The following is a 22924-nucleotide window of genomic DNA, read 5'->3' as shown; positions in this document are numbered from 1 at the left end:
AAATGCTTATTAGTTGTTCGCGTTGTATTAATGCATTAAATATTGCAAAATTGGAGAAATATTCTTCATGCTTGGTATTAAATTGCAAACTGTATGCCCCTGCTGCGATCTGATCATAGATATACCTCGCATAATCGCAAAACAAATGGCGATATGCCCACAATGCCACCATAAACTTTGCGAAGCCGATGTTAATCACGATAGTCGTATAGTTGCACTAAGCTTTAGCGCACTATTAATGCTGCTGAGCAGTATGTTTTACCCTTTTATTTCTTTTAGCAGTAGTGGTATTACTCAAACTATTACTCTGCCCGACGCGGCTCGAATTTTATTTAATTACGATAGTGAACTGCTTGGCTTATTTATTGATTTGAGCATTATTGCTCTGCCTATGGGTTTGCTTCTTATTTTAATTCCTTTGCATCTTGGGCTTTTAAAAACATTACCAGAGGGCATAGCAAGGCGACTACTAAAGTTCACCCTTGCGTTAGAGCCCTGGATTATGTCGGAAATATTTTTAATTGGCGTACTTGTTAGTATGGTTAAAATCATGTCGCTGGCTGATATTAGCTTTGGCACGAGTTTTTGGGCTTATGTGGGGTTTGTTATTTTATACATAGCCGCGCTTGTTCACTTAAATCGCCCACGCTTATGGGCTCAAATAAAGCCTGTAAAAGTACTCGAAGGCGCAGAGCATGCTAAACGTGCAATAGATGAAAATATTAAAGCCTGCCATGTGTGCCATCAACTATGTACCGGTAATATTTGCCAGCGTTGTCATACAAAAACACACGTTAGAAATCCTTACAGCGTGCAAAAAGCGGCAGCTTGGCTAATAACCTCTGTTGTTTGCTATATTCCAGCGAACATTTTACCAATTATGCACACCACCAGCTTAGGAGACGAATCGCCCTCGACTTTAATTGGCGGTGTAATCACGCTATGGAAAAGTGGCTCGTACCCTATTGCAACGATTATATTTTTAGCCAGTGTTGTTGTCCCACTCGCTAAAGCATTTGTACTGAGCTTTTTATGCTTTATGGTAACAAGGCCTGCCAATAGACATACAAAAAGTTACACGCGAATTTATCAACTGACTGAATTTATTGGAAAATGGTCGATGATAGATGTATTCGTGGTTGCTATTTTAGTTGCCTTAGTTCAACTGGGTAATTTAATGTCAGTAACACCAGGATTAGGCATTGTATTTTTTACAGTTATGGTAATATGCCAAATGATGGCTGCCCATGCCTTTGACCCACGCTTGTTGTGGGATTCCCCTAAAAACAAAAAATCAGAGAACAAAGCATGACCGAAACTGCCGAAATAACAAAAGAACCGAAAATTTCCGCTATCTGGATCATTCCGGCAATTGCGCTGTTAGTGGGCATGTGGATGTTATACCAATACCAAGCTAATAAAGGCCCTACAATTTTTATCGAAATGCCACAAGCTGAGGGCATTATTGCAGGTAAAACTGAAATAAAAGTGCGCAGTGTAAAAATAGGTCAAATTGATCATGTTCGACTATCAGACACCCAAGACAGCGTTATTGCCCGTGCGCAAATAGACAAAAACTACAATAACTTATTAACTGATGATGCCAAAATTTGGGTTGTAAAACCACGCATTGATGAAACGGGTATTAGCGGAATGAGTACGCTATTGTCTGGTGTATATTTAGAGTTTTCACCCGGTGAAAGTAAAGAGCTAAAAGAGCGTTTTAAATTACAAGACGAACCCGCCCTCATTGGTAAAGATGTGAAAGGTGGCCGTTTTAAATTAATGAGTTACAACGCTGAAGTGCTTGATGTGAGTACCGGTATATTTTTCAAAAATTACAAAATAGGTCAAATAGAAACCGCCACTTTTGATTGGGAAAACCAGGCAATGAAGTACGGCGTATTTATTAAAGAACCTTATCAAAATCTCATCACCATGAACTCTATTTTTTGGGTGAACGCAGGGATTGAAATTGACCTATCTGCCGATGGCATCAATATTAATACGGGCTCTTTAAGTAAACTTTTAAAAGGCGGCATTTCGGTTGGCTTACCTGAACAACAGGCCCCGGGTGAAATAGCACAAGATGGGCATAGCTTTTCGTTAAGCCAAAGCTATAAAGAAGCGCTAGAAGAGCGCTTTTACGATTTTGATTACTACCTCATTGAATTTGAACAATCAGTTCGAGGGCTACGCACAGGTGCTCCTGTCGAATATAGAGGTATGCGTGTAGGTACTGTTGTTGAAACCCCTGCCAATGTAATTATTGACGGTAAACCTGCCCACTTTAGAAACCATAATACGGCGGTTCCAGTACTTATAAAAGTAGAATACGGACGCTTGTATCACGACAGTGCCTCAGCTAAAGAGTATTGGCAAGGTAGTTTAAAAGGCTGGATTGAAAGTGGTATGCGCGCCTCGTTAAAGCCTGGTAATTTATTAACGGGTGCAGTGTACGTTGATTTTGATATATACCCAGATGCACCGCAAGCGCACCTAGGTAAACTTGTGCAATATGATGTTTTTCCGAGTATTTCTAGCGGCATAACCGTATTAGCAGACCAAGTCTCTGACGTACTTAATAAAGTAAATAACTTAAAAGTTGAAGATAGCTTAGAACAAATGCAAGCCACATTTACCGATTACCGAGCGCTTGCTAATGAAATGCGAGAGCTACTAAGCCAAAAAGATACACAAAACTTACCAGGTGACTTTAATCGTAATTTCGAAAAGATGACAAAAAGTATGGAGCAGTTTGAAGTAACTATGCGCCAATTTGATAAAACCATGGCCAGTTACCAAGCAGGTTCTGAACTTCATCATCAAATACAGCAAACATTAAAAGAGTTTAAACGTTTAAGTGAGGGCCTACAGCCTCTAACTCGCGGATTAAACGAGCAACCTAATATGCTAATTTTTGATAAATCATTACCAGCAGATCCAAAACCAAGGAAGCAATAATGAAATCGTTATTTTTAACTGCAAGTTTATTATTACTATTGGCAGGTTGTAGTTCATCGATACAAACTGCCACACAGTATTATCAGTTTGAGCAGCCTATTGGTGCATCATCTCGAAATGTGACAGACACAGACGCACAATTAAGAATACAAACAGTTGTACTTAGAGGTGCTTTAAATAATTTAGGTATTGCTATGAAAATAGATAGCAACCAAATACATGCTGCTAATTACAACTTGTGGGGCGAATCGCCGGATGTAATGCTCACTGCAACAGCCCAGCAAACTCTTTTTAATGCTATGCCAAATTGGATGGTAATAAAGGGCTTACCGGTCATTACTGAACTCGATCAACAAACATTTTATGAACTTGAATATGAAATACACCATTTTAATGGTGACCTAAAAGGTAATGCTGATATCTCGGGGCTTTGGCGCTTATATTACACTCACCCAGAAACCGGGCGACGTTTAATTAGTATTCATAACTTTTCAAACGTAGTACCTATTGATGATGATGGTTATGACGGTTTAGTTTCGGCACTTGAAAAAATATGGCTAAACATCAACCTAAATGTCGCTAAAGAAATAGAACAAGCAAGACTTTAGTTTTGATCTTATTCATTGCTTTCCACTAAAGAAGCACTTGTTAGTTAGCTAAAAAAGAAGAATGAGGGGTCATTAAAATTAATAAAAATGAATCCCTTCATAATATATTATTATTTTAAAAGCATGTAAGTTGCCTTTTTTCAATAACTTAAAACGGAATTATAAATGAAAGAAGTTGAGGTCGCTTATACCGACTTAGAATTAATGCAAATGGGAAATGATGAACGAGCTCATGTTGTAAGTCAAAGGAAGATGATTAGTGCTGGGGTTGGCGGGCTTGTTTTATTGGCCGCTGCATATAGCTTTTTTATTGCTGCAAAGTTTTTCTTTCTTGATATTCCTTTAATAGAACCTTTATATTTTATTACTAGCCCTTTCTGGTGCATACCGTTAATGTTTTTAACAAGGTCTGTTTTTTTTAGAACACTCTTAGCTATTTGGGTTACAGTCTCCCTTCCTTTCCTTTTTACTTTTACGTTTACAATTCAAGATTTTCACTTCGGAACGAGCATTAATTTCGATTATCTCTTTAGTAATTTGAGTCAATTTTACGAACTTGCCTATGGAGATATAGGTTCAAAATTACAACATTTAACTATATCTAGAGCACTTTCTCTTGAACAACATAAAATTTTTATGAGCGGTATTATGCTTATTAACTCACTCGTGTTGGTTATCTGCTTTTCTATGTTTTATCGTATTTGTTACGACGTAATATTAGGTTTTAGCAAAAACAAACCAACGCTTGAAGTTAATGGTTTTTTTTCAGTACTTAGGTGGTTTGTTCATTGTATTTGCAACCTACTTCATCCTTGCTCATCTGCTTATACTTACAAAGGATCTTCCTTTCGGCTTAGGTATCTTTATTGCTTGGAATGTAATGTTTTACCCATTTTTAGGTATTCGATTAGCCTTAACAAATTCCAAAAGAAAAACTAAAGACAAAATAGGCACAATGTTTACGCGTTATTACATCGTATTTGGACTGGTCATTTTTCCTTTATCATTATATTTGAGTGGTAGCCTAATGGTAAAAATACAAGGAATATTATCGGGTAGCATATTCTCTATTTTGTTTTTTTTGCCGGTCATTTTAGTGCCATTTTTTCTTTATTCGTTAAAAGACAAAAAAGTACAAGAACAAAGTGATTAAATAAAAGCACTAACTACAGTTATAGTGTTACTCGTTGTAACTGTAGTTATAAATGTGAAGGCATAATGTCTCATAAAAAGGTCGAAGGTCTTCTATACTGAGCGAAAAACGAGCGCGAAAGATGTTAGAGCCCTTTCATAATTTGCTGTATATTCCAAATATATTACATCGATAAAATTTCATAACATTCGCTAATATTTACTAAACCTGACTACCGTATATAGATTCAAATATCATTTCCAACATACCTTAAAACCTCACTAAAACCCCATTCGTAATTGTGCAACCAACTTTAAATTTAATATTATTTTTTTGAATTCAAATATCAAAGTATTTTTAATTAAATACATACCTCTTCTAAATTTAAACACAAACCTAATCCTGACACATTCCCCACACTATTTACCGATACCTTGCAAACCCCGTTTTAGGTACAATGCGTTTTGCATTCATTCTTTTGAGTTGTGTATTTATATACACGAATGTAATTAATGCATGCTAGTTTAATAGCAATTCGCTTAATTTAGAGGTCTATTTTGAGGTAATAAAACGGTGTCGATAACAAGGCATAAATTATCGAAAAGCAAGGAACTTAATAGTAAGGAGTAAAGGTATTGAGCAGTTGGTAAATGATTCTTTAATTCTTAATTTGTTTTTAGCGAGTAAAAAATCAACGCCATAAAACCCTAAAACCTGCGCAACTCTACTTACTATTTAACAGCTTTAAATCATTTATATATCACGTTTAATTATCTGTTTTATAAAAGATAAAAGCGGTAGATGTAGTAAAAATTGAGGTTAATCCCTTAGTAATTGGATATTTTTTAAGGAAAATAATATGAAAAAAAGCACACTGCTTGGCTGTGCTATTAGTATTACTTTGTGTTCAATCACACAAGTACATGCAACGGTTAATAATCAATTAAATAAAGGTATTTTTAATACCTTAAGTGCAAATACTAATGTTGTTGCTAATGAACAGTTTGGTATTGAAATAAGCTCACAAACGAGTATTACATTTTTTGTAAATACATCTGACTGGGCTGATGTACATTATATTTTAAACAGCGATAATCAACATAATGCTCGCATGATTATAAATGGCTCACGTAATACCAGAACACTAACGGGCTTGAGCAATGGCGACATTATTAAGTACTCATATACTTATTTAGATGAGAGTGGAGCAGCAAAAGACTCACCTTGGAGTACCTATATTTTTAATGCTGTTGTTGATAGTACAGATTCAGATAATGATGGTGTTAATGACACCGAAGATCTATGCCCTAACACAGCAACTAACGTAGTTGTTGATGCAGTCGGTTGTATAATTGAGCCTAATGATAATGAAGAAGAAGCTGACTTAGGCAGTATTGTCCCGTTATATAACAATTCAACAGTACTTGAGCATGCTATTTCTTTTGACCGTGGTGATGCACTTGTTACTCGCTTTGCAGACAGGGGACGGGATCGCCATGCAAAAGAGGATCAATTTCAAGCTTACGATCACTATTTATCGCATTATTGGACACACCGTACCGCACAATTCGAATTTGTTGATTATGTTGCTAAGGGCGGCGATTCAATTGAAATTACTTTTATCACAGAGTGGAAATTAGACGCCAAAGAATTTAGAGCTTGGTATCGAGGTTTAAATACCGTTGCAGAATACCATGGTAACCTTGGCGGTCGAGTGATTGAATTAGATAATGGTAGTTATGATCATGATTTTAATAAAATAAGCGATACCGGTAATCAATATCGATATACATTAGTTATTAATGATTATCGCCCATTAAATTGGTCTCCATCTAATGTTATGCCTCTAGACGTTGGCCAACGTATGGAGTTTGAAGTGAGCCAGTTTTTAGATGTATCAGTCCCTGAAGGTCGTACGAATTACTACGGTACAACTTATTTATATATTGTTGGTGAAGGTTTAGCCCCTTGGAAAACCGTTGGTAACTTTGATGACGAGAGTTCTGAACGTGAAGATTCATATCCAATTGCCCAAAATGGTCGCCTAGGTGGCGGTACCACTTTACCTTATAACTACACTAACGAACCTGATAACCACTTTATGCAAATGGCTACCAATTTATCAAACGTAAACGGTCAAGTATTTGTACAAGGTCGACGAATTCACCACACTAATTTTACCACGGGTGGGCACGACGAAAGTGTTGAAAATGGCATTTTCACTGAGCTTGTAGGTAAAGCTGGTACGCATTATGTTAATACATCTTGTTCTGGTTGCCATGAACGCAATGGCCGAGCTTCAGTAGCTGATACCGGTGTTCCTTTAGATAAGTGGGTATTTGCAATCGCTGATGCAGATTCTCAACCAGATCCTTTGAGAGGCTATGTATTACAGCCTAGTAATATTGGTATTAACTCTGCATTAGGTGAAGGTACAGTCACAATTGCCTCATGGACTGAAAATAATGGTCTGCGCTCTCCTAATTATGAATTTTCTAGTGGTAGACCCGCACGTTTTTCTGCTCGATTAGCACCTCAGTTAGTCGGTTTAGGTTTGCTTGGGGCTGTCAGCGAAGCAACTATATTAGAACGAGAAGATCAAGATGACCTTGATGGAAATGGTATTTCGGGTAAAGCGCGATTATCAATAGACCCACTTACTGGTGAAACGCGTTTAGGTCGTTTTGGCTACAAGGGCAATGCAACGTCTATTAAACATCAAGTTGCTGGTGCATTAAATACTGACATGGGAGTAATGACATCGGTAAAGCCAACACCTGATTGTGGCCCTAATCAAACAACCTGTGGAAATGAATTGGGTAGTGAGCTGTCCGATGAAAATTTAAATAATTTAGTTAAATATATTTCTTTGTTAGGTGTTCGTGCACAACGCGACCTTGATAACGATAATGTTATTCTAGGCGAAACCATATTTAATGAGATTGGGTGTGAAAGTTGTCATCGCAGCACAATGAAAACCAGTGAGTTTGCACCATTAGCCGAATTACGAAACCAAACTATTCGCCCGTTTAGTGATCTATTATTGCATGATATGGGCGAAGGTTTAGCTGATAACTTAGGCGCTGGCAATGCAACGGGCGCAGAGTGGCGAACAGCACCTCTTTGGGGTCTTGGTCTATCAGCCTGCGTAACCGGTGGTGTTACTAACCCTACCGGTTATCAGGGTGATGATGTGTGTAAACCTGACGCTAACTATTTACATGATGGACGAGCGCGTTCTATAAATGAAGCAATTATGTGGCATGGCGGCGAGGCTGAAAATGCGCGTATTGCCTATGAAAGCATCACTTCATCAGAACAATTAGCATTGTTAACATTTTTAAACTCACTTTAAAATGAGTTATTAACTATCGCTATTAACTTTGACTGACCTAATATCTGATAAAGAGGATTTATGAGTCCGTTAAATCATAATGACATTTAGGTTTATTACTTACAGTTCAAATTAATAATTAAAGCCTATGCTATTTATCCTTACAGCATAGGCTTTTTATTTTAAGCATCATGATTCGTTTTTTAACTGAGTGAAAGTTCAGTACAAAATAGCTTTTAATCACAGCATTAAAATAAATGTTATTTAATGCATTTATTTATTGACTGAAATTAAAAAGCAGATTATTTTTGCGCTGATGTTTTTACAGGCACAACAATAGCGGTTTGCACTCCTTGCACCGTCTGGCGCCAAAGCCAACGCGTTTCATTAAAATGGCTATTTAACATAACCATTTAGTGACCCTCCCGCGCGTACAAAAGCAGTGACTTGGAATATGATTTAACAACAAATTTATCATCTTCTTTGTTTTTGTATAAGCAGTTTAAAAATTATATTTTTAATTTTTATGCATGCTTTTAATTTTGTGAATACTTAAATGCTTGAACCTTCTGCGTTGAGTTTATTACCACCGTTAGTGGTGGTTGTATTGGCTGTTGTATTACGCCGCCCTATTTTATCTTTACTTATTGGTGCTTTAGTTGGTTTAGTTATAGCCGACCCTGCACAGGTACTTACTAACTTTGCAAGTACATCGCTAAAAGTGATGACAGACGAAACTATCGGCTGGCTAATACTTGTATGTGGTGGCTTTGGTGCACTTATCGCGCTATTAGTACGTACAGGTGGCGCATCGGCTTTTGGCAAGCTAGCTCTTAAATACACCAAAGGTAAACGCTCATCTTTGTTTATGACCTTTTGCTTAGGTGTGGTTATTTTTATTGATGACTACTTAAATGCGCTTACTGTGGGTGAAACCATGAAACGCATTACCGATAAATTTAAAGTTAGCCGTGAGATGCTTGCTTACGTTGTTGACTCAACTGCTGCACCAATTTGTGTGCTTGTCCCTTTATCTACCTGGGCGGTATTTTTTAGTGGCTTATTGGTAGATAACGGTATTGCTGAAGAAGGCAAAGGTATTGCTGTTTATATTCAAGCTATTCCGTACATGTTTTACGCGTGGTTTGCAGTGCTTGTTGTTTTACTTGTTGTGTTGGGTGTTATTCCTGCGATTGGTCCAATGAAAAAAGCAGAACAAATGGCGCAAATTGAGCAAGCTCAAGTCGATCCAGCTCAATACAATAACGTTCAAACAGCAGATGAATACGCAGTAAAAGCAGCTGAAGAAAACTTTGAAGATGCCGACCCTAAAGGTAAATTACGTAACTTTTTAGTGCCGATTATTTTACTAATCGCATTTACTGTTTACTTTGAAATAGACGTATACAAAGGCTTACTAGCAACAATGGCGGTCACTCTCCCGTTTTATGCGCTACAAAAATTAATGAGCGTAAGTGAAATGATTGAGCGCATGCTTGATGGCTTTAAAAGTATGATCCCCGCTATTGGTACTGTTATAGCGGCGTTTATATTCAAAGACGTATGCGACTTAATTGGTTTACCTCAGTTTGTTATTGGCAGCTTAAGCCCTTATATGACCGCAGCATATTTACCAGCCGTGGTATTTATTTCAATGGCTATTTTAGCGTTTGCAACAGGGTCGAGTTGGGGTATTTTTGCTGTATCAATTCCGATTGTTATGCCACTGGCAAATGCGGTTGATGCAAACATACCACTGGTCATTGGAGCGCTATTATCGGCTTCTTCTTTTGGTAGCCAAGCGTGTTTTTACTCAGATTCAACAGTGCTAGCAGCGCAAGGCTCTGGTTGTAATTTAATGAGCCATGCCGTTACACAATTGCCTTACACGCTAATTGCTGCGGCATTAGCTGTTATAGGCTTTTTAATAATGGCTTAAATTAGCTGAATAAATAAAAACCCCAATGTAGCAATACATTGGGGTTTATTTTTAGCTGTATAAATAAAGCTTATTTTTGTAGTTTAATACCATTGTAATAGGCATCAAGCGTTGTGATTTTAGTTTGATTTGGTAAATCGGCAAAGTCACTTTCTATAAACTTAGTACCACGTAATTGCACATTTAAACGTGCCGCATTAGGATTAAGCATTGTTTGCTTGTAGTAGTCTTTTATATCTGCAAGCGTTACTTTTTCAACTTCATCAATCAGCTTTTGCTTAGAATCAAAGGTAAAGTTTTCACGGTACCAATCGTTTATAAGTGGGCTCATTTCGTCACTTAAATTTTTAGGCTGCTCTTTAAGCGATACTAGGGTTGAATTTTTAAGCTGCTCAAAAGTCTCTTCGCTCATGTTATCAAGTTCAACTGCGTATTCTTTTTTAAACTTATCAAAACGAGCTTGTATTTCTTTTGGTCCTTTAACTGGTGTTTGAATATACAAACCAATTGCTGAGTAATCCTCGATTGGGCGAGCTAATGCACCTACTGCGTATGCAAGCTGCTCCTCAGTACGCATTTTATCAAACCCAACTGTTCTAAAGTGGCTTTGTAATACAGCCGCTTCTGCTTTTTGTTTGTAACCCGCAACAGGATGAACGGTCATATCAACCACCGCTACATCGGCTACATCAATATCTTTTTGCAGTACCAGCGTTTCGCCCGGTTGTGGCAACCACGCTTTGCTTCGTGCAAATTCACTGCGCTTATGGTTACTTGGTAATGTTGCACTTAATTCTTCTGCAATCGCGTCTATATCTTGCTGATTGTAGTTACCGTAACTAAATACGCGTAAATCGTTTTGTGCAAACGTAGCTGTTTTTAGTTGTGCTAAGTCGGCAACACTCAGTGAGTCAGCGGCTTTAATAAGCGCATCCGTATCAAAGCCACCTGTACGCGTTAGTTTTGAATACTCGCCAAATGCTTGTGCATACGGAAACTGCTTTTGTTGGTTTAGTAAATTACGTTTAAAGCGATCAACAGCTTGGCTAAATGCTTGTGCTGTTTCATCGGCTTTTAATCCGGTTAAAGCTTGTTTAAGCAATACATCTTGCTTATCTGTAAAACCACTCATAGATAAAACAAGACCATTACTCGGCGCAAGGCTTACACTCATACCGGCGATTGCTGCTTCGGTACTTAACTGACTTTGTTGAATATTATATAAATCAGCCCAAACAGAATAAAGGACTTCTGCTTTAATATCGTTCAACCCTGGTTGAGTATTTATATAAACTTCAACAAGCCCTTTTGGCTGCTCTGCAAATTTTTGACTTGCTTGGCGCCATACTTTTACGCCATTTTTATCGTAAGCAAGTTCTGGGTGTTTTTGCTCTTTAAATGCTTGAGTTTTTATTGCAAAATTTTCAGGCAATAAATTGTTTACAGTCGGTAGTGCTAACTTAAATTCGCTTGGTTTTTTCCAGCTTGCAATCTCTTGTTCGCTAATATCACTAATGCGGTATTTACCGTCGTAAAAGTGTAGTTGTGAGTCTGTCTCTTCTTGCTGCGATACATACCAAATACGAAGAGTATCGGCATTTAACTGCTCAAGTACTTTATTTACCGCATTAGCATCAAACTTTGCATAATAATAAGGTGCATTAATGGCGTGATTTAACGGGTAATCTTGCATACTTTGTGTAAGTGAGCTTACATAATTAAATTCATCACCTTTTTCTAAAAACTTAAATTGGTTATTTAGTGATGTACGAATTTCGTTGAAGTACTTGCTATCAACGCCTTCTTTTTTAATTAAATCGATGTACTGCATGATAGTTGCAACTATTTCATCACGATTTTTCATGCCTTCATCGGTAAGTTCTACATTTACATTTAACGAACCGTAGTTGCCATATTGATTTGGTGCAGCTGAAGCTGAAAGCTGAGACACCCACCCTTTGTCGCGAAGAAGTTGCGCTGGGCTACCCGGCATTTCATTACTTAGTAAATACGCTACAAATCGGTTTGGTTTAAGTGCAAATTCGCTATTATTATTAGCAATGGTGAAATCAAGTTGTAGCTGTTTTACATCTTCATTTGGTGCATAAAACACGCGTTTTCCGCCAGCGTTATCAAAATCAACTTTTGCAGTCACTGTTGGCTTTTCGATATTTTTATTTTTTATATCAGCAAAGTATTTTTGCGCTTTTTGCTCCATTTCAGCAATAGATAGATTTGAAATAAGCGCTACTTTCATAATATTTGAAGAGTAATATTTATTATAAAAATCAACTGTTTCTTTATGAAGTGAGCTACCTTCTTTGTCGCCAAGTGTTTCTAGGTTACCAATTAAAAAACGGTTAGCAGGATGATCGCCCATCATTTTACGCGCGAGTTTAAATTGACCAAAAAAGTCCATTTCGCGGCGCATTGACCACTCTGCGTTTACTGCATTTTTTTCTTTGTCTGTGTATTCAGGGTATAACTTAGGTGCTTTGAAAAAGTCGGCAAAGCGGTCTAGCCCTTCATCAAACGCGTCGTTATTAATTTTAAACATGTAATTAGTAATATCGAGCCAAGTGTAGGCATTATGCGCGCCACCATTTTTGGTCATAAAATCAGAATACCCTTTTGTGTCTGGGTAACGATCGGTGCCTAAAAACAGCATGTGTTCTAAATAATGCGCCATACCCTGTTGCGACATTGGGTCGTGTAGTAAACCAACACCTACACTTAGTGCCGCTGCTGACTTTTCAGCACCAGGATCCGACACTAAAATAACTTCAATGTCGTTTGCCAACTTAAGTGTTTTATATTCGCGGTTATCGTTAGGGCTAACAACTAAAGTGTCTGATAGTAAAGAGGCCTGAGGCGCCACAGAAACAGATGATATGTTAGAACAACCACTTAATACGGCTAATGCGATAGCACTAAAACCAATTATTTTTTTCATTTTATTTTCCATTAAAAATCATCGCGCAAAATATAGAGTGCGCCAGTTGAAAGCAATATAGTAAAGCTAAACTAACATTTTAAATTAATGATATGCCACAAAATAACGCTTAATTGTGTAACACATTGTGAAAAACATCTTCATACTCAATTGTAAACTCAAATAAATAAGGAAGATCAATGGAAAAAGTAATAATTTTAACAATGTTCGTTCAAGTAACTCTCTCACTTATCGTAATGATTATAATGGGGAAAAGGCGCTTTGCTGCAGCTAAAAACAAACAGTTAAATTTAAGCGATTTTAAAACAATGCAATTAGATAAAGCTGGCGATACTGTTAGGGTTGCAGATAGAAATTTTTCGAATCAGTTTGAAATACCTGTGCTTTTTTACGTGGGTTGTTTACTTGCACTGCAACTAAATAGCGCCAGTACACTTGTGGCAATACTGGCCTGTTTATTTGTAGCAACACGTATTGTGCACAGTGTTATTCATTTAGGTGAAAACAACGTACGCGCACGTTTTAAAGTGTTTTTACTGGGTTGTGTTTGTGTGTTTTCAATTTGGCTTGCGATGGTTTGGCGGGTACTTGCTTTTTAAATTAACGTTTCTACTTTCTTAGTCATTGTAATTAAACGATGAGCGACGCGAGTTACGCCGCTCACAACATTTTATTTAGTACGTTTTAAACGCGGTAATACGAATAAAACCCCTGCTAAAATCCAAGCCATACTACCACCCGAACTGCTATCAGATTCAATTGGTGTAGTTGTATCCTCTTCATCAATCAACGTATTAAGCGTAACCGTTAAGCCTTTTGACGAGCGTGGATCGTCATCCAATACAACTACACTTTCTATAGAAACTAGATTGGTGCTGCTAATTGTTACATCACTGCTTGAACACTGCTCAGAACTAATACCTACAACGGGTCTATCACCACAATGAACTAACGCTGCAATATTATCTAGCGTGGCTTGGCTTGCCTCTGTTATTTGTCCAAATACAGTAAAACCCCCATTTTGGGTGTCTAATTGAGCACTGCCAACACTGTTATCCACAATATTAAAAAACCATTGGCTTGTGGCACTATTAGGATCGCCATCTACTTTCGCCATTGCAATAGTACCTTTAACATTTGAAAATACAGGTTCATTAATAATGGCAGGCTTAGTAGTAATTGGATCAAAGTCGTCAGAAAAAGTAAAACCCCCACCTTGAATAACAAAGTCACTCAGTGAACGGTGGATCACGGTTTGATTATAAGACTCATCATCAACGTAACTTAAAAAGTTTTCAACTGTTTTAGGCGTGTCTTGATCAAATAAATTAATCACAATAATACCTTGGCTAGTTTTCATTTCAACGATAGTTGCAGTGCTACTAAAGCTAGCAGCTGCCAATAGTGAACCAAGGAAAAGCTTCTTCATATTTAACTCCTGTTGTTATAATTGTTTAAATGCTTTGTTAATATAAAGATAGGTTATTATTACTCACTGAATAAATCGAGAGCAAATTGCATATTGATACAAATCAGACCGCATCGATAACATTTTAATTACATTGTTTTCGCTGTTTTAGCTATATTCTTTTAAGTTATATAAATCAAAACAGCTAAAGCTAAATCATCTTTCCCCTGTGTGTACTTTTGGTACTATCAAACAAAATAAAAAACACTGGTAATAATAATGTCAAACACACAACACACTATTTGTGACTTTGGTTTACACAGAGGCGAAGCTTACACAAAGCTACCCGCCAGCTTTTTAACGTGGATGATTGCAGCAAATCATGAAAAATCTGAATATGCGAGTAAAGAGTTAAAGCGCAGAGAAACTGCTGCGACAAGCCGTAATTAAGATGAAATGTAAATAAGTATGTTTTTTTCGCATAAAACTAGTTTAAACTAGCCACTCAATAAATTAAGTGGGCCTTAATAGACAGGTATTTTATGCGAATAATTATTTTATTTTCAGTTTTTTTAAGCGTACTTGGGTGTACATCGGCTACAACCGACTCAAGTGTAAGTAACTCTCCTGCAACTCAATATCTTACTGTACTTCACACTAACGATAACCACGGGCGTTTTTGGCAAAACGAAAAAGGCGAATACGGTATGGCCGCTCGCAAAACGTTAATTGACTCTTTACGCAATAAAGCTCAAAAGCAAGGTCATGCAGTACTACTACTCTCTGGTGGTGATATTAATACTGGCATTCCTGAGTCAGATTTACAAAAAGCAGAGCCTGACTTTAAAGGTATGTCTTTGATTGGTTACGATGCAATGGCATTAGGTAATCACGAATTCGACAACCCTATTGATGTTTTAAAGCAACAGCAAAAATGGGTGAATTTCCCTTTCCTATCAGCCAATATATTTGAAAAAGAGTCAGGCGAGCATGCGTTTGATAGTTACAAAATATTCAAAAAAAATGAATTAACTATTGCTGTTATTGGTTTAACAACAACCGACACAGCTAAAATTGGTAATCCTCAATATATTGGGCATTTAGAGTTTAAAGACCCTGTTGACGTTACCGCAAAGCTAGCTAAAGAAATAAAAGCTAAATATAATCCAGACATTACCATTGCGCTGACTCATATGGGTCATTATGTTGATGCTAGCTTTGGTATTAACGCACCCGGTGATGTAACACTTGCTCGCTCACTTCCTGCAAACACGCTTGATATGATCATTGGCGGTCATTCACAAGAACCTGTGTGTATGAGTGATACAAATGTAAATGATGATAACTTTAAACCTGGCCTTGCCTGTAAACCAGACCAGCAAAACGGTACTTACATTATGCAAGCCCATGAATGGGGTAAGTATGTTGGTAAAGCTGAGTTTAAGCTTGAAGACGGAAAATTGACGTTACTAGACTACAAACTTATGCCTGTTAATTTGTATGTAGATAAAGTACAAGCTGATGGCTCTACTAAAGAAGTATTAGCAAACGAGTACATTAAACCAGACTCTAAACTTGAATCTTATTTAGCGGTATACCAAGCTAAAGGCGCTAAACAAATTGAAGGTACCATTGGTGAAGTAGATGCTCGCTTAGAAGGTGACAGAAACAAAGTTCGTTACCAACAAACAAACCTTGCACGTGTAATTATTCAAGCTCAAATGGATGTAGTAAATGCAGACTTTGGATTAATAAGTGGCGGTGGTATTCGCAGCTCAATAGAGGCAGGTAAAGTAAGCTATAAAGATATTTTAAAAGTACATCCTTTCAAAAATCGTATTACTTATATGGATTGGCAAGGGAGTGATTTATGGGACTATTTAAATACAGTAACGAGCTTCCCACCGGATGCAGGTGCTTATTTGCAGTATCATAAACTATCGTTTGAACGTAAAAATGGCCAGCTAGTTAATGTGGTTATTAATGGGCAACCTTTGAATAAAAATAAAACGTACCGTATGAGTCTAAATAGCTATAACGCATCAGGCGGCGATGGCTATCCTACGCTTACAAATAAAAAAGGCTTTGTTAGTACAGACGAAACAGATGCTCAAGCACTTCAAGACTTTATATCAAAAAACAGCCCTCTTAAAACGGCTGAATTTACTCCTAAATAGCCTCTAATAATAGGAAAGTAACCTTGTTACTTTCCTATTATTTCAATACTGCCCTTTTTAATATTTGCCAGCCCATAACTATGCAGACGAGAGCGAGAACCCTCCCCGTATGCTTTAGGTGGGTAATATAACTCTTTTTCTTCAGGATACTCGCTGAGTACTTCATCTAATGCCGCACGTATTTCGCTCAGGGTTTTTTCTAGGCTATTATTAAAGTTAGGCCTTTTTCTAACCGTATGGCCGAGTTCGATCAACCTATAAAAATACTTGTTAGCAAGTTCTAGCAGTTCCCCTGGAACATCTTTATTATGACTAAGCGCTACATCATCGTTATTTGTACAATACTCTACAAGTGCTAAATAAAAGCACAATGGTTTATTGGCTAAACACATTTTTTGTTCTGTATTACAACTACTTGATAATGTTTTATCGTTAAGGTTAACAATAAGTATCAGCGGCGTAGGCTCTGCAATTGATTGATGCTGTGCATTATTAAACTGCTTATTGCTTTGTTTAATAAACGCAAATTTCACCCAAAAACTAATCAACACACTTAATACTAAAAATATAAAATAGTAAATAAAATGGCTCAATGAAAAGTGGGTGTGCTTAACGCTAAATACAACTAGTACAAACCCGCTGTTTGTACTCAAACTACGTATTATTTGGCTGGGCTTTAGAGGTGTTACCATTTCGCTCTTGGGTGCAATAGTAACAACCCTAAGATCATTCGTATTAATGTGGCTATTTAAGGTTTTAATGTAGCTGTTAACCGCGTCTTTATTACCTGAGTGTTTAAGCAGCTCATTTGATAAATCAAGTAAGGGTAAATCTAGTGCTATTTGCCTTTCTATCTGCGTAATTTTTTGTTTAGCTACTTGCTGGCTTTTTTGAGTTACAGAAACATAAAAGACAGACGATAAAATAAAAAACAAACTTATAATAACAAGTAATTGCTTATACTTACTCATCACCAACCTCCTCTTTTAAGCCTACTAAGCTGGCGCCACAGCGCCAAAATGGCTGGACGTTTTGATAGTAATGCAAACTTTGATCTTTAGACATATCAAGTAAGTTTTCCTGAACTGCACACAACAAATCAGTATTGTTTTGCCGCATTTTTAAATACCATCTTGTTCCAGAAATATTATTACTCAATGGCGTAATATAGTTTTTTGAAAAACGTTTTTCGTCGCTCTCTTTCCAAAAAGAGGCAATAATATCTACTTTTCCGTCGGCGAGTAAATCACGTAATTCGTTATGAGAGCTAGCATAAGTGATTTTTAAATTGGCTAAATTAATATCCAACTCTTTAAACGTTTGCTTTGGTAAAATATGCCCTGATCGGCTGGTCGGATAATCAAGTAAACCTATGCGCTTATCTAAAAAGTATTGTTTGGTGATCCGTGGTTTTTCTTTAGAAGATATAAAAAAAGCCGTGTAGTCAGAAAAACCAACAACGGGCTGGTAGTTATATGTAGACTCTGCTTTAAAGGCTGCCATAATATTATTTTTAGCCAAAATTAAGTCAGCAATTCCTTTACCAACAAACTCAAAGCTGTCTGCCGTTCTATATCCCCAATACCCTTTTACAGAGCCATATTGCTTAGTCACTACGTTGTCAAAGCATAACTTTTTTGTTAATAACTTGGCTATTTTTTTTGATTGTGTAAAAACAATTAATTGCCCTTTGTTACTTGTTGCAGTTGTTTGACACTCTGTTGAGGTTTCAATCATAACTGGAAAATGTAAATCATCGTTGTATACACTAACTTGACCGCAAACCCACGTAACGACCAATAATAGAAACAAAAATGTAACAATTAACATTTTGTGTAACACGATATTCTTAAAATTCAAAGCAATGCCACTCAAAAATAGACGATAGAGTGTATTTGAACAATTTTACTTACTTATTACAACAAGTAATTTTACCTGTTAAGCATAACCTATTGATTTAAAAGTAATGTGAATAAGAAACTATGAATTTTAATGAGTCCTTCCTATCAACGCGAAAAGTGAGGACAATTGACCGCATTAGCCTATAGCAACGCCATGAAACATTCATTTAGGAAGTTCTAATGCATAACAGTATAAAGTACTCGATATCCTCTGCACTTTTGGTTAGTGCGATATTCACAAGCACCGACTCACATGCTTGGGGTCAAAATGGCCATCGTATTGTAGGGCAGATTGCACAATCTCATATAAGCGAAACAACTAAAGCAGCAATTAAGCCTTATTTAGATGGCGAGTCACTAGCTCAAATATCAACGTGGCCTGATGAAATGCGATCTGCTCCTGGTGAATTTTGGCAAAAGAAATCATCTCGTTGGCATTATATAAATGCAGCACCGGGTAAGTCTTTCAGCTTCAACCACGAACATACTAAAAACAAAGAATCTGTAAGTAATATCCTTGAAGGTATTCACTACTCAATGCAGACACTTACAGATACCAACAGCACGTTAGACGCTAAGCAATTCAGTTTACGTTTTTTAGTGCATTTAGTAGGTGATAGCCATCAGCCATTTCATGCAGGCAGAGGTGAAGACAGAGGTGGTAATCGTATAAAGGTTTCATTTTTTAATGAAGAAACAAATCTTCATAGCCTTTGGGATACAAAGCTAGTTGAAAACGAAAACTTGTCGTTCACTGAATACGCGCAATTTATCGATACTAATAACAGCGAACTGATTGCACAGTACTTACAAAGCTCACCTAAAACTTGGGTTGAAGAATCGCACAACTTAGCAACAAAAATTTATAAGTACACCAACGACGAAGTTGGATATAGCTACATATATAACAATACTCCAATTATAAAAACGCGCTTACAACAAGCGGGTATTCGATTAGCTGGATTACTAAATGCCTTATTTGACCCTTCTGCAAAAGAGTTAGAAACGGCACTGAAAATGACGACTGATAAATAAACTGTATTAAATTTATATAACCTACACACGGGAAATCAACATTATGACTAAGCTTCGCCTTTCGAAATTAACTAGAGCGGTAATTTTAGCTCTAGGTGTTTCTACAAGCGCAATGGCTGCTGATACTTCATCTGCAATGCGTGGTAAAATTACAACGCCTTCAGGTGGCAGTGCTGCAAACGTTAAAATCAAAGTAGTTCACCAACCAACGGGAACTATTAGCGAACTAACTACAAACGAAAGTGGTACGTTTATCGCTAATGGCTTACGTGTAGGTGGTCCTTACATGGTTATCATCGATTCTGATACGTTTAACGATACCACTGTTGAAAATATCTACTTGAACCTTGGTGAAACTTACCGTTTAAGCTCGCAGCTTGCTCCGCGAAATATCGAAAAGATTGAAGTATCTGGTTATAAAATCGTTCAACAATCAGGTGGCTCTAGCAGTACATTTGGCTCTGACACGATTGAAAATATGCCAAGCTTTAATCGTGATATTAAAGATATTGCGCGTTTAAACCCACTTGCCAGTATTAACGGTAATGGCGAGCTAACTTTTGCAGGTAGTAACCCTCGCTCGAATGGTTTAACTGTTGATGGCATCGGTCAAAATGACGACTTTGGCTTGAACTTCGGTGGCTACCCTACTTCTCAGCCTCCTGTAGCACTTGATGCTATTGAGCAAGTTTCTGTTGATGTATCTCCATTTTCGGCTTCTAAAGGTAACTTTGGTGGCGGTACTATTAACGCAGTAACAAAATCTGGTACAAATGAGTTTAAGTTCTCTGGCTTTTATGAAATATCTACTCCTGAGATAGCTGGTGACGTAAAAAGTATTCGTGAAGAAGATGAATTAGATCCATTAACAGGTCATAAAACTTATTCTTTTTATGATGTCGAGCCTATCCAGTCAGAAAAACGATATGGTTTTAACGTAGGTGGCGCTATCCTTGAAGATGAGCTGTTTTATTTTGTAAACTATTCTAAATGGTCAAGCGAACAAGACCTAGATTACGGCTTTGACGGCTCTGGTGCGGCTAACGAATTTAATACTACTAAAGCTAACTATAACCGTTTTATTTCTATTTTAAATAATGAATACGGCTTGACCGATTCATTAGCCGGCGCGCCTGAAGATACCAACGAAAGCTTATTAGTAAAACTAAGCTGGAATGCTAGCGATGAACATCGCCTAGATTTCACGTATCAGTGGCAAGACGATCAAGACGAGCGCAATAGCAGTAGCGGTGGTAACTCTGTTGTTATGCGATCTAACACTTACGCTTATGTTACTAAGTTTAATAATTTTTCAACTAAATTATACTCAGATTGGAGTGACAACTTCTCTACTGAGGTCGGCATTGCATATAAAGACGTAACTTCAAACAGCAATACACGTTCAAATATAGGCAGTGTTAGTGTCTATGAAGAAGAAATAAATGGTCGTGGTACAGGCGCTCAATTTGCTTTTGGTACAGACAGCACCCGCCACGCTAACGTATCTGAAACTAAAAACCTAACGCTTACGTTTGATGCAACCTATTTAATGGATGAGCATGAAATTAACTTTGGTGCGCAGTACGAGTCATTAAAACTTTATAACCTATTTGCCGAAGATTCATTAGGGTCGTGGCAGTTTAAAAGCTTAGATGATTTTGAAAACCGCATGGTAAGTTTTGAAGCTAAAGATTCGAAAAAAGATGAAAATGGTAACTACCCATACGCTTTTGAGTACAAAAATGCCTATACTAATAATTCATCTGATAAAGCTTATGATGTAACGCGTAACCAACTTGCGCTTTATATTGAAGATAAGTTTTACATTGGCGATGACTTAGAAATGACTGCTGGCATTCGTTACGAGCGCTTATCATCAGATGACAAACCAACGCTTAATGAAAACTTTGCTAATACCTATGGCTTTACTAATCAAGAGAACCTTGACGGACTAGATATTATTTTACCGCGTATTGGCTTCAAATATTATGCTACAGAAGCACTTACAATAAGTGGTGGTATTGGTCGCTTCCAAGGTGGGATACCAAACGTATGGTATAACAACTCATTCCAAGCTGACGGTATTACAGAGGTAACCGCTCCTTCTAGCGTGATCAACGAATACTTCGCGAATAACCAAGCTGATATTACGCAGGTACCTAATGAAATTAAAAACTCATTAGAAAAAGGCAGCGGCAGCGTTGCTTTTATAGACCCTAATTTTAAATTGCCTTCAAGTATTCGTACTCAAATTGGTTTTGAATATGAATTCGACTCTGAACTATTAGGTAATGGTTTTAAGTGGCAAGCAGAAATCGCTTACCATAAAAAAGAAAATGAAGCGGTATGGCACAATGCTTCAATTCAACCAGTTGGATTAGCAGCCGATGGTGAGCGTGTTATAAACCAAACTATTTACAACAATTTTGATAATGCTGATATCGTAATGACTAACTCATCTGAAGATGGTCGTTCAATTATTATCTCAACAGGCCTTGCTAAAGAATGGGACAACGGTTTATTTACCTCTTTTAGTTATGCACATCAAGACGTAACTGAATCTTCTATTGGTTCAGCATCGCAAGCTGAAGGTAACTACAAACATAATGTTACTGTTAACCGTAACGAGGACCTTGCTGCACGAGGCTCTTACGAAGTGGAACACAGTTTTAAAATTAATTTAGGTTACAATACTGAATTTTTCTCAGGCTACGCAACCAAATTTAATGTTTACTTTGAACGTCGCTCAGGTCGTCCATTTAGCTACACGATGAATATGTACCAAGATAGTGATTTAGGCGATACAAGTACGTTATACACTAACGGCGCATACTTACCTTACATTCCAACAGGAGCTGATGATTCTCTCGTAAACTGGAGTGAATCAGGAATGAATTGGAATCAGTTAGAGCAGCTGTTAAATAAAGCAGGTATATCTGAACGAGGCCAAATACTTGGTAAAAACACAGCGACTCAGCCTTGGGTAACAACCATGGATGTAAGTATCAAGCAAGAAATTCCTGGTTTTGCACAAGGCCACAGTGGTGAAATTTACTTCATGATTGATAACTTTGCCAATTTACTTAACAGTGACTGGGGAATCGAAAAGCGTTTAAGCTATGCAAACCAAACTATTTATGACTTTGGTGGTTTAGATGATGAAGGACGCTATATTATCGATACAGCATATGATGGCGCTGATGTGCGAAATTATTCGCAAATCAGTTCATCGTCATCCGCTTGGCAGGCTAAAATTGGTATAAGCTACAAATTTTAAGCATTAAAAACTACATCAATAGCTTGTTAAGTTATTTGTGAGTTACATTAAACCCATTGCAAATTTGTAATGGGTTTTTTTATATCCCACTTTCGATTTCACATGTTTGTCATAAAGCCCACGTAATATATACCCCGATATAGAGCTATTGCTCAAAAAAACACTAAAATAGACAAAATTAGTGCTATTTATTAAA

General features: G+C 37.2%; 16 protein-coding genes. 12 read left to right on the top strand and 4 right to left on the bottom strand.

Annotated features, from left to right (window positions below; translation table 11 throughout):
* Window positions 1-145 precede the first annotated feature (145 nt).
* The 7 genes from GQR54_RS08615 to GQR54_RS08590 all read left to right on the top strand — a co-directional run bounded on the left by GQR54_RS08615 (window position 146) and on the right by GQR54_RS08590 (window position 9977).
* Complete coding sequence (locus GQR54_RS08615; protein WP_231609365.1) at window positions 146-1312, top strand: paraquat-inducible protein A; 1167 nt, start codon at window positions 146-148, stop codon at window positions 1310-1312.
* Window positions 1309-2964, top strand: a complete 1656-nt coding sequence (gene pqiB, locus GQR54_RS08610; protein ID WP_007582433.1) for an intermembrane transport protein PqiB — start codon at window positions 1309-1311, stop codon at window positions 2962-2964. Before GQR54_RS08615 ends, pqiB begins: the two co-directional genes overlap by 4 nt.
* Window positions 2964-3572: a PqiC family protein gene (locus tag GQR54_RS08605; protein WP_166377189.1), complete on the top strand. Its 609-nt coding sequence runs from the start codon at window positions 2964-2966 to the stop codon at window positions 3570-3572. Before pqiB ends, GQR54_RS08605 begins: the two co-directional genes overlap by 1 nt.
* 165 nt (window positions 3573-3737) lie before the next feature.
* Window positions 3738-4511: a hypothetical protein gene (locus GQR54_RS08600; protein WP_166377187.1), complete on the top strand. Its 774-nt coding sequence runs from the start codon at window positions 3738-3740 to the stop codon at window positions 4509-4511.
* A gap of 88 nt (window positions 4512-4599) precedes the next feature.
* On the top strand, window positions 4600-4725 hold the full coding sequence (locus GQR54_RS19715; RefSeq protein ID WP_277344599.1) for a hypothetical protein: 126 nt from the start codon (window positions 4600-4602) through the stop codon (window positions 4723-4725).
* An 838-nt stretch (window positions 4726-5563) separates the two neighbouring features.
* Window positions 5564-8059, top strand: a complete 2496-nt coding sequence (locus tag GQR54_RS08595; protein ID WP_231609366.1) for a di-heme oxidoredictase family protein — start codon at window positions 5564-5566, stop codon at window positions 8057-8059.
* A 535-nt stretch (window positions 8060-8594) separates the two neighbouring features.
* On the top strand, window positions 8595-9977 hold the full coding sequence (locus GQR54_RS08590) for a Na+/H+ antiporter NhaC family protein (RefSeq protein ID WP_024591807.1): 1383 nt from the start codon (window positions 8595-8597) through the stop codon (window positions 9975-9977).
* 70 nt (window positions 9978-10047) lie between these two features.
* Here GQR54_RS08590 and GQR54_RS08585 read toward each other — a convergent pair whose 3' ends face one another.
* Window positions 10048-12930 carry an insulinase family protein gene (locus GQR54_RS08585; RefSeq protein WP_166377185.1) on the bottom strand — a complete coding sequence of 961 codons (2883 nt, stop codon included), beginning with the start codon at window positions 12928-12930 and terminating at the stop codon, window positions 10048-10050.
* A gap of 179 nt (window positions 12931-13109) precedes the next feature.
* Between GQR54_RS08585 and GQR54_RS08580 the strand changes: the two genes are divergently transcribed.
* A complete protein-coding gene (locus GQR54_RS08580) occupies window positions 13110-13529 on the top strand; it encodes an MAPEG family protein (RefSeq protein WP_166377183.1) in 420 nt (139 codons plus the stop codon).
* A 71-nt stretch (window positions 13530-13600) separates the two neighbouring features.
* On the opposite strand, the gene GQR54_RS08575 is transcribed toward GQR54_RS08580, so the two are convergent.
* Window positions 13601-14359 (bottom strand): peptidylprolyl isomerase, encoded by a 759-nt coding sequence (locus tag GQR54_RS08575; RefSeq protein ID WP_166377181.1) that lies wholly within the window; start codon window positions 14357-14359, stop codon window positions 13601-13603.
* Between the two features lie 258 nt (window positions 14360-14617).
* On the opposite strand from GQR54_RS08575, the gene GQR54_RS08570 reads away from it, so the two are divergent.
* Together GQR54_RS08570 and ushA are read left to right on the top strand one after the other, a co-directional pair.
* Window positions 14618-14788 carry a hypothetical protein gene (locus GQR54_RS08570; RefSeq protein ID WP_010553952.1) on the top strand — a complete coding sequence of 57 codons (171 nt, stop codon included), beginning with the start codon at window positions 14618-14620 and terminating at the stop codon, window positions 14786-14788.
* Window positions 14789-14880: 92 nt separating this feature from the next.
* Entirely contained in the window at window positions 14881-16515 is a 1635-nt protein-coding gene (gene ushA, locus GQR54_RS08565) for a bifunctional UDP-sugar hydrolase/5'-nucleotidase UshA (protein ID WP_166377179.1), read from the top strand.
* 26 nt (window positions 16516-16541) lie between these two features.
* On the opposite strand, the gene GQR54_RS08560 is transcribed toward ushA, so the two are convergent.
* Window positions 16542-17486: a hypothetical protein gene (locus tag GQR54_RS08560; RefSeq protein WP_166377177.1), complete on the bottom strand. Its 945-nt coding sequence runs from the start codon at window positions 17484-17486 to the stop codon at window positions 16542-16544.
* The gene (locus tag GQR54_RS08555) at window positions 17479-18345 is read right to left on the bottom strand and encodes a hypothetical protein (protein ID WP_197193046.1); all 867 of its coding nucleotides are present in this window, start codon (window positions 18343-18345) and stop codon (window positions 17479-17481) included. The genes GQR54_RS08560 and GQR54_RS08555 overlap by 8 nt, the downstream gene beginning before the upstream one ends.
* Window positions 18346-18596: 251 nt before the next feature.
* On the opposite strand from GQR54_RS08555, the gene GQR54_RS08550 reads away from it, so the two are divergent.
* Window positions 18597-19451, top strand: a complete 855-nt coding sequence (locus GQR54_RS08550) for a S1/P1 nuclease (protein ID WP_166377173.1) — start codon at window positions 18597-18599, stop codon at window positions 19449-19451.
* A 43-nt stretch (window positions 19452-19494) separates the two neighbouring features.
* Window positions 19495-22728, top strand: coding sequence for a TonB-dependent receptor (locus GQR54_RS08545; protein WP_166377171.1), 3234 nt, complete (start codon window positions 19495-19497; stop codon window positions 22726-22728).
* Window positions 22729-22924: the final 196 nt, after the last annotated feature.

It is taken from the genome of Pseudoalteromonas sp. Z9A4 (genome assembly GCF_011378845.1).
GTDB classification, from domain to species: Bacteria; Pseudomonadota; Gammaproteobacteria; order Enterobacterales; family Alteromonadaceae; genus Pseudoalteromonas; species Pseudoalteromonas arctica.
Note: the sequence above shows the minus strand (reverse complement) of the source record. Positions and strands in the feature narration are given on the sequence as shown.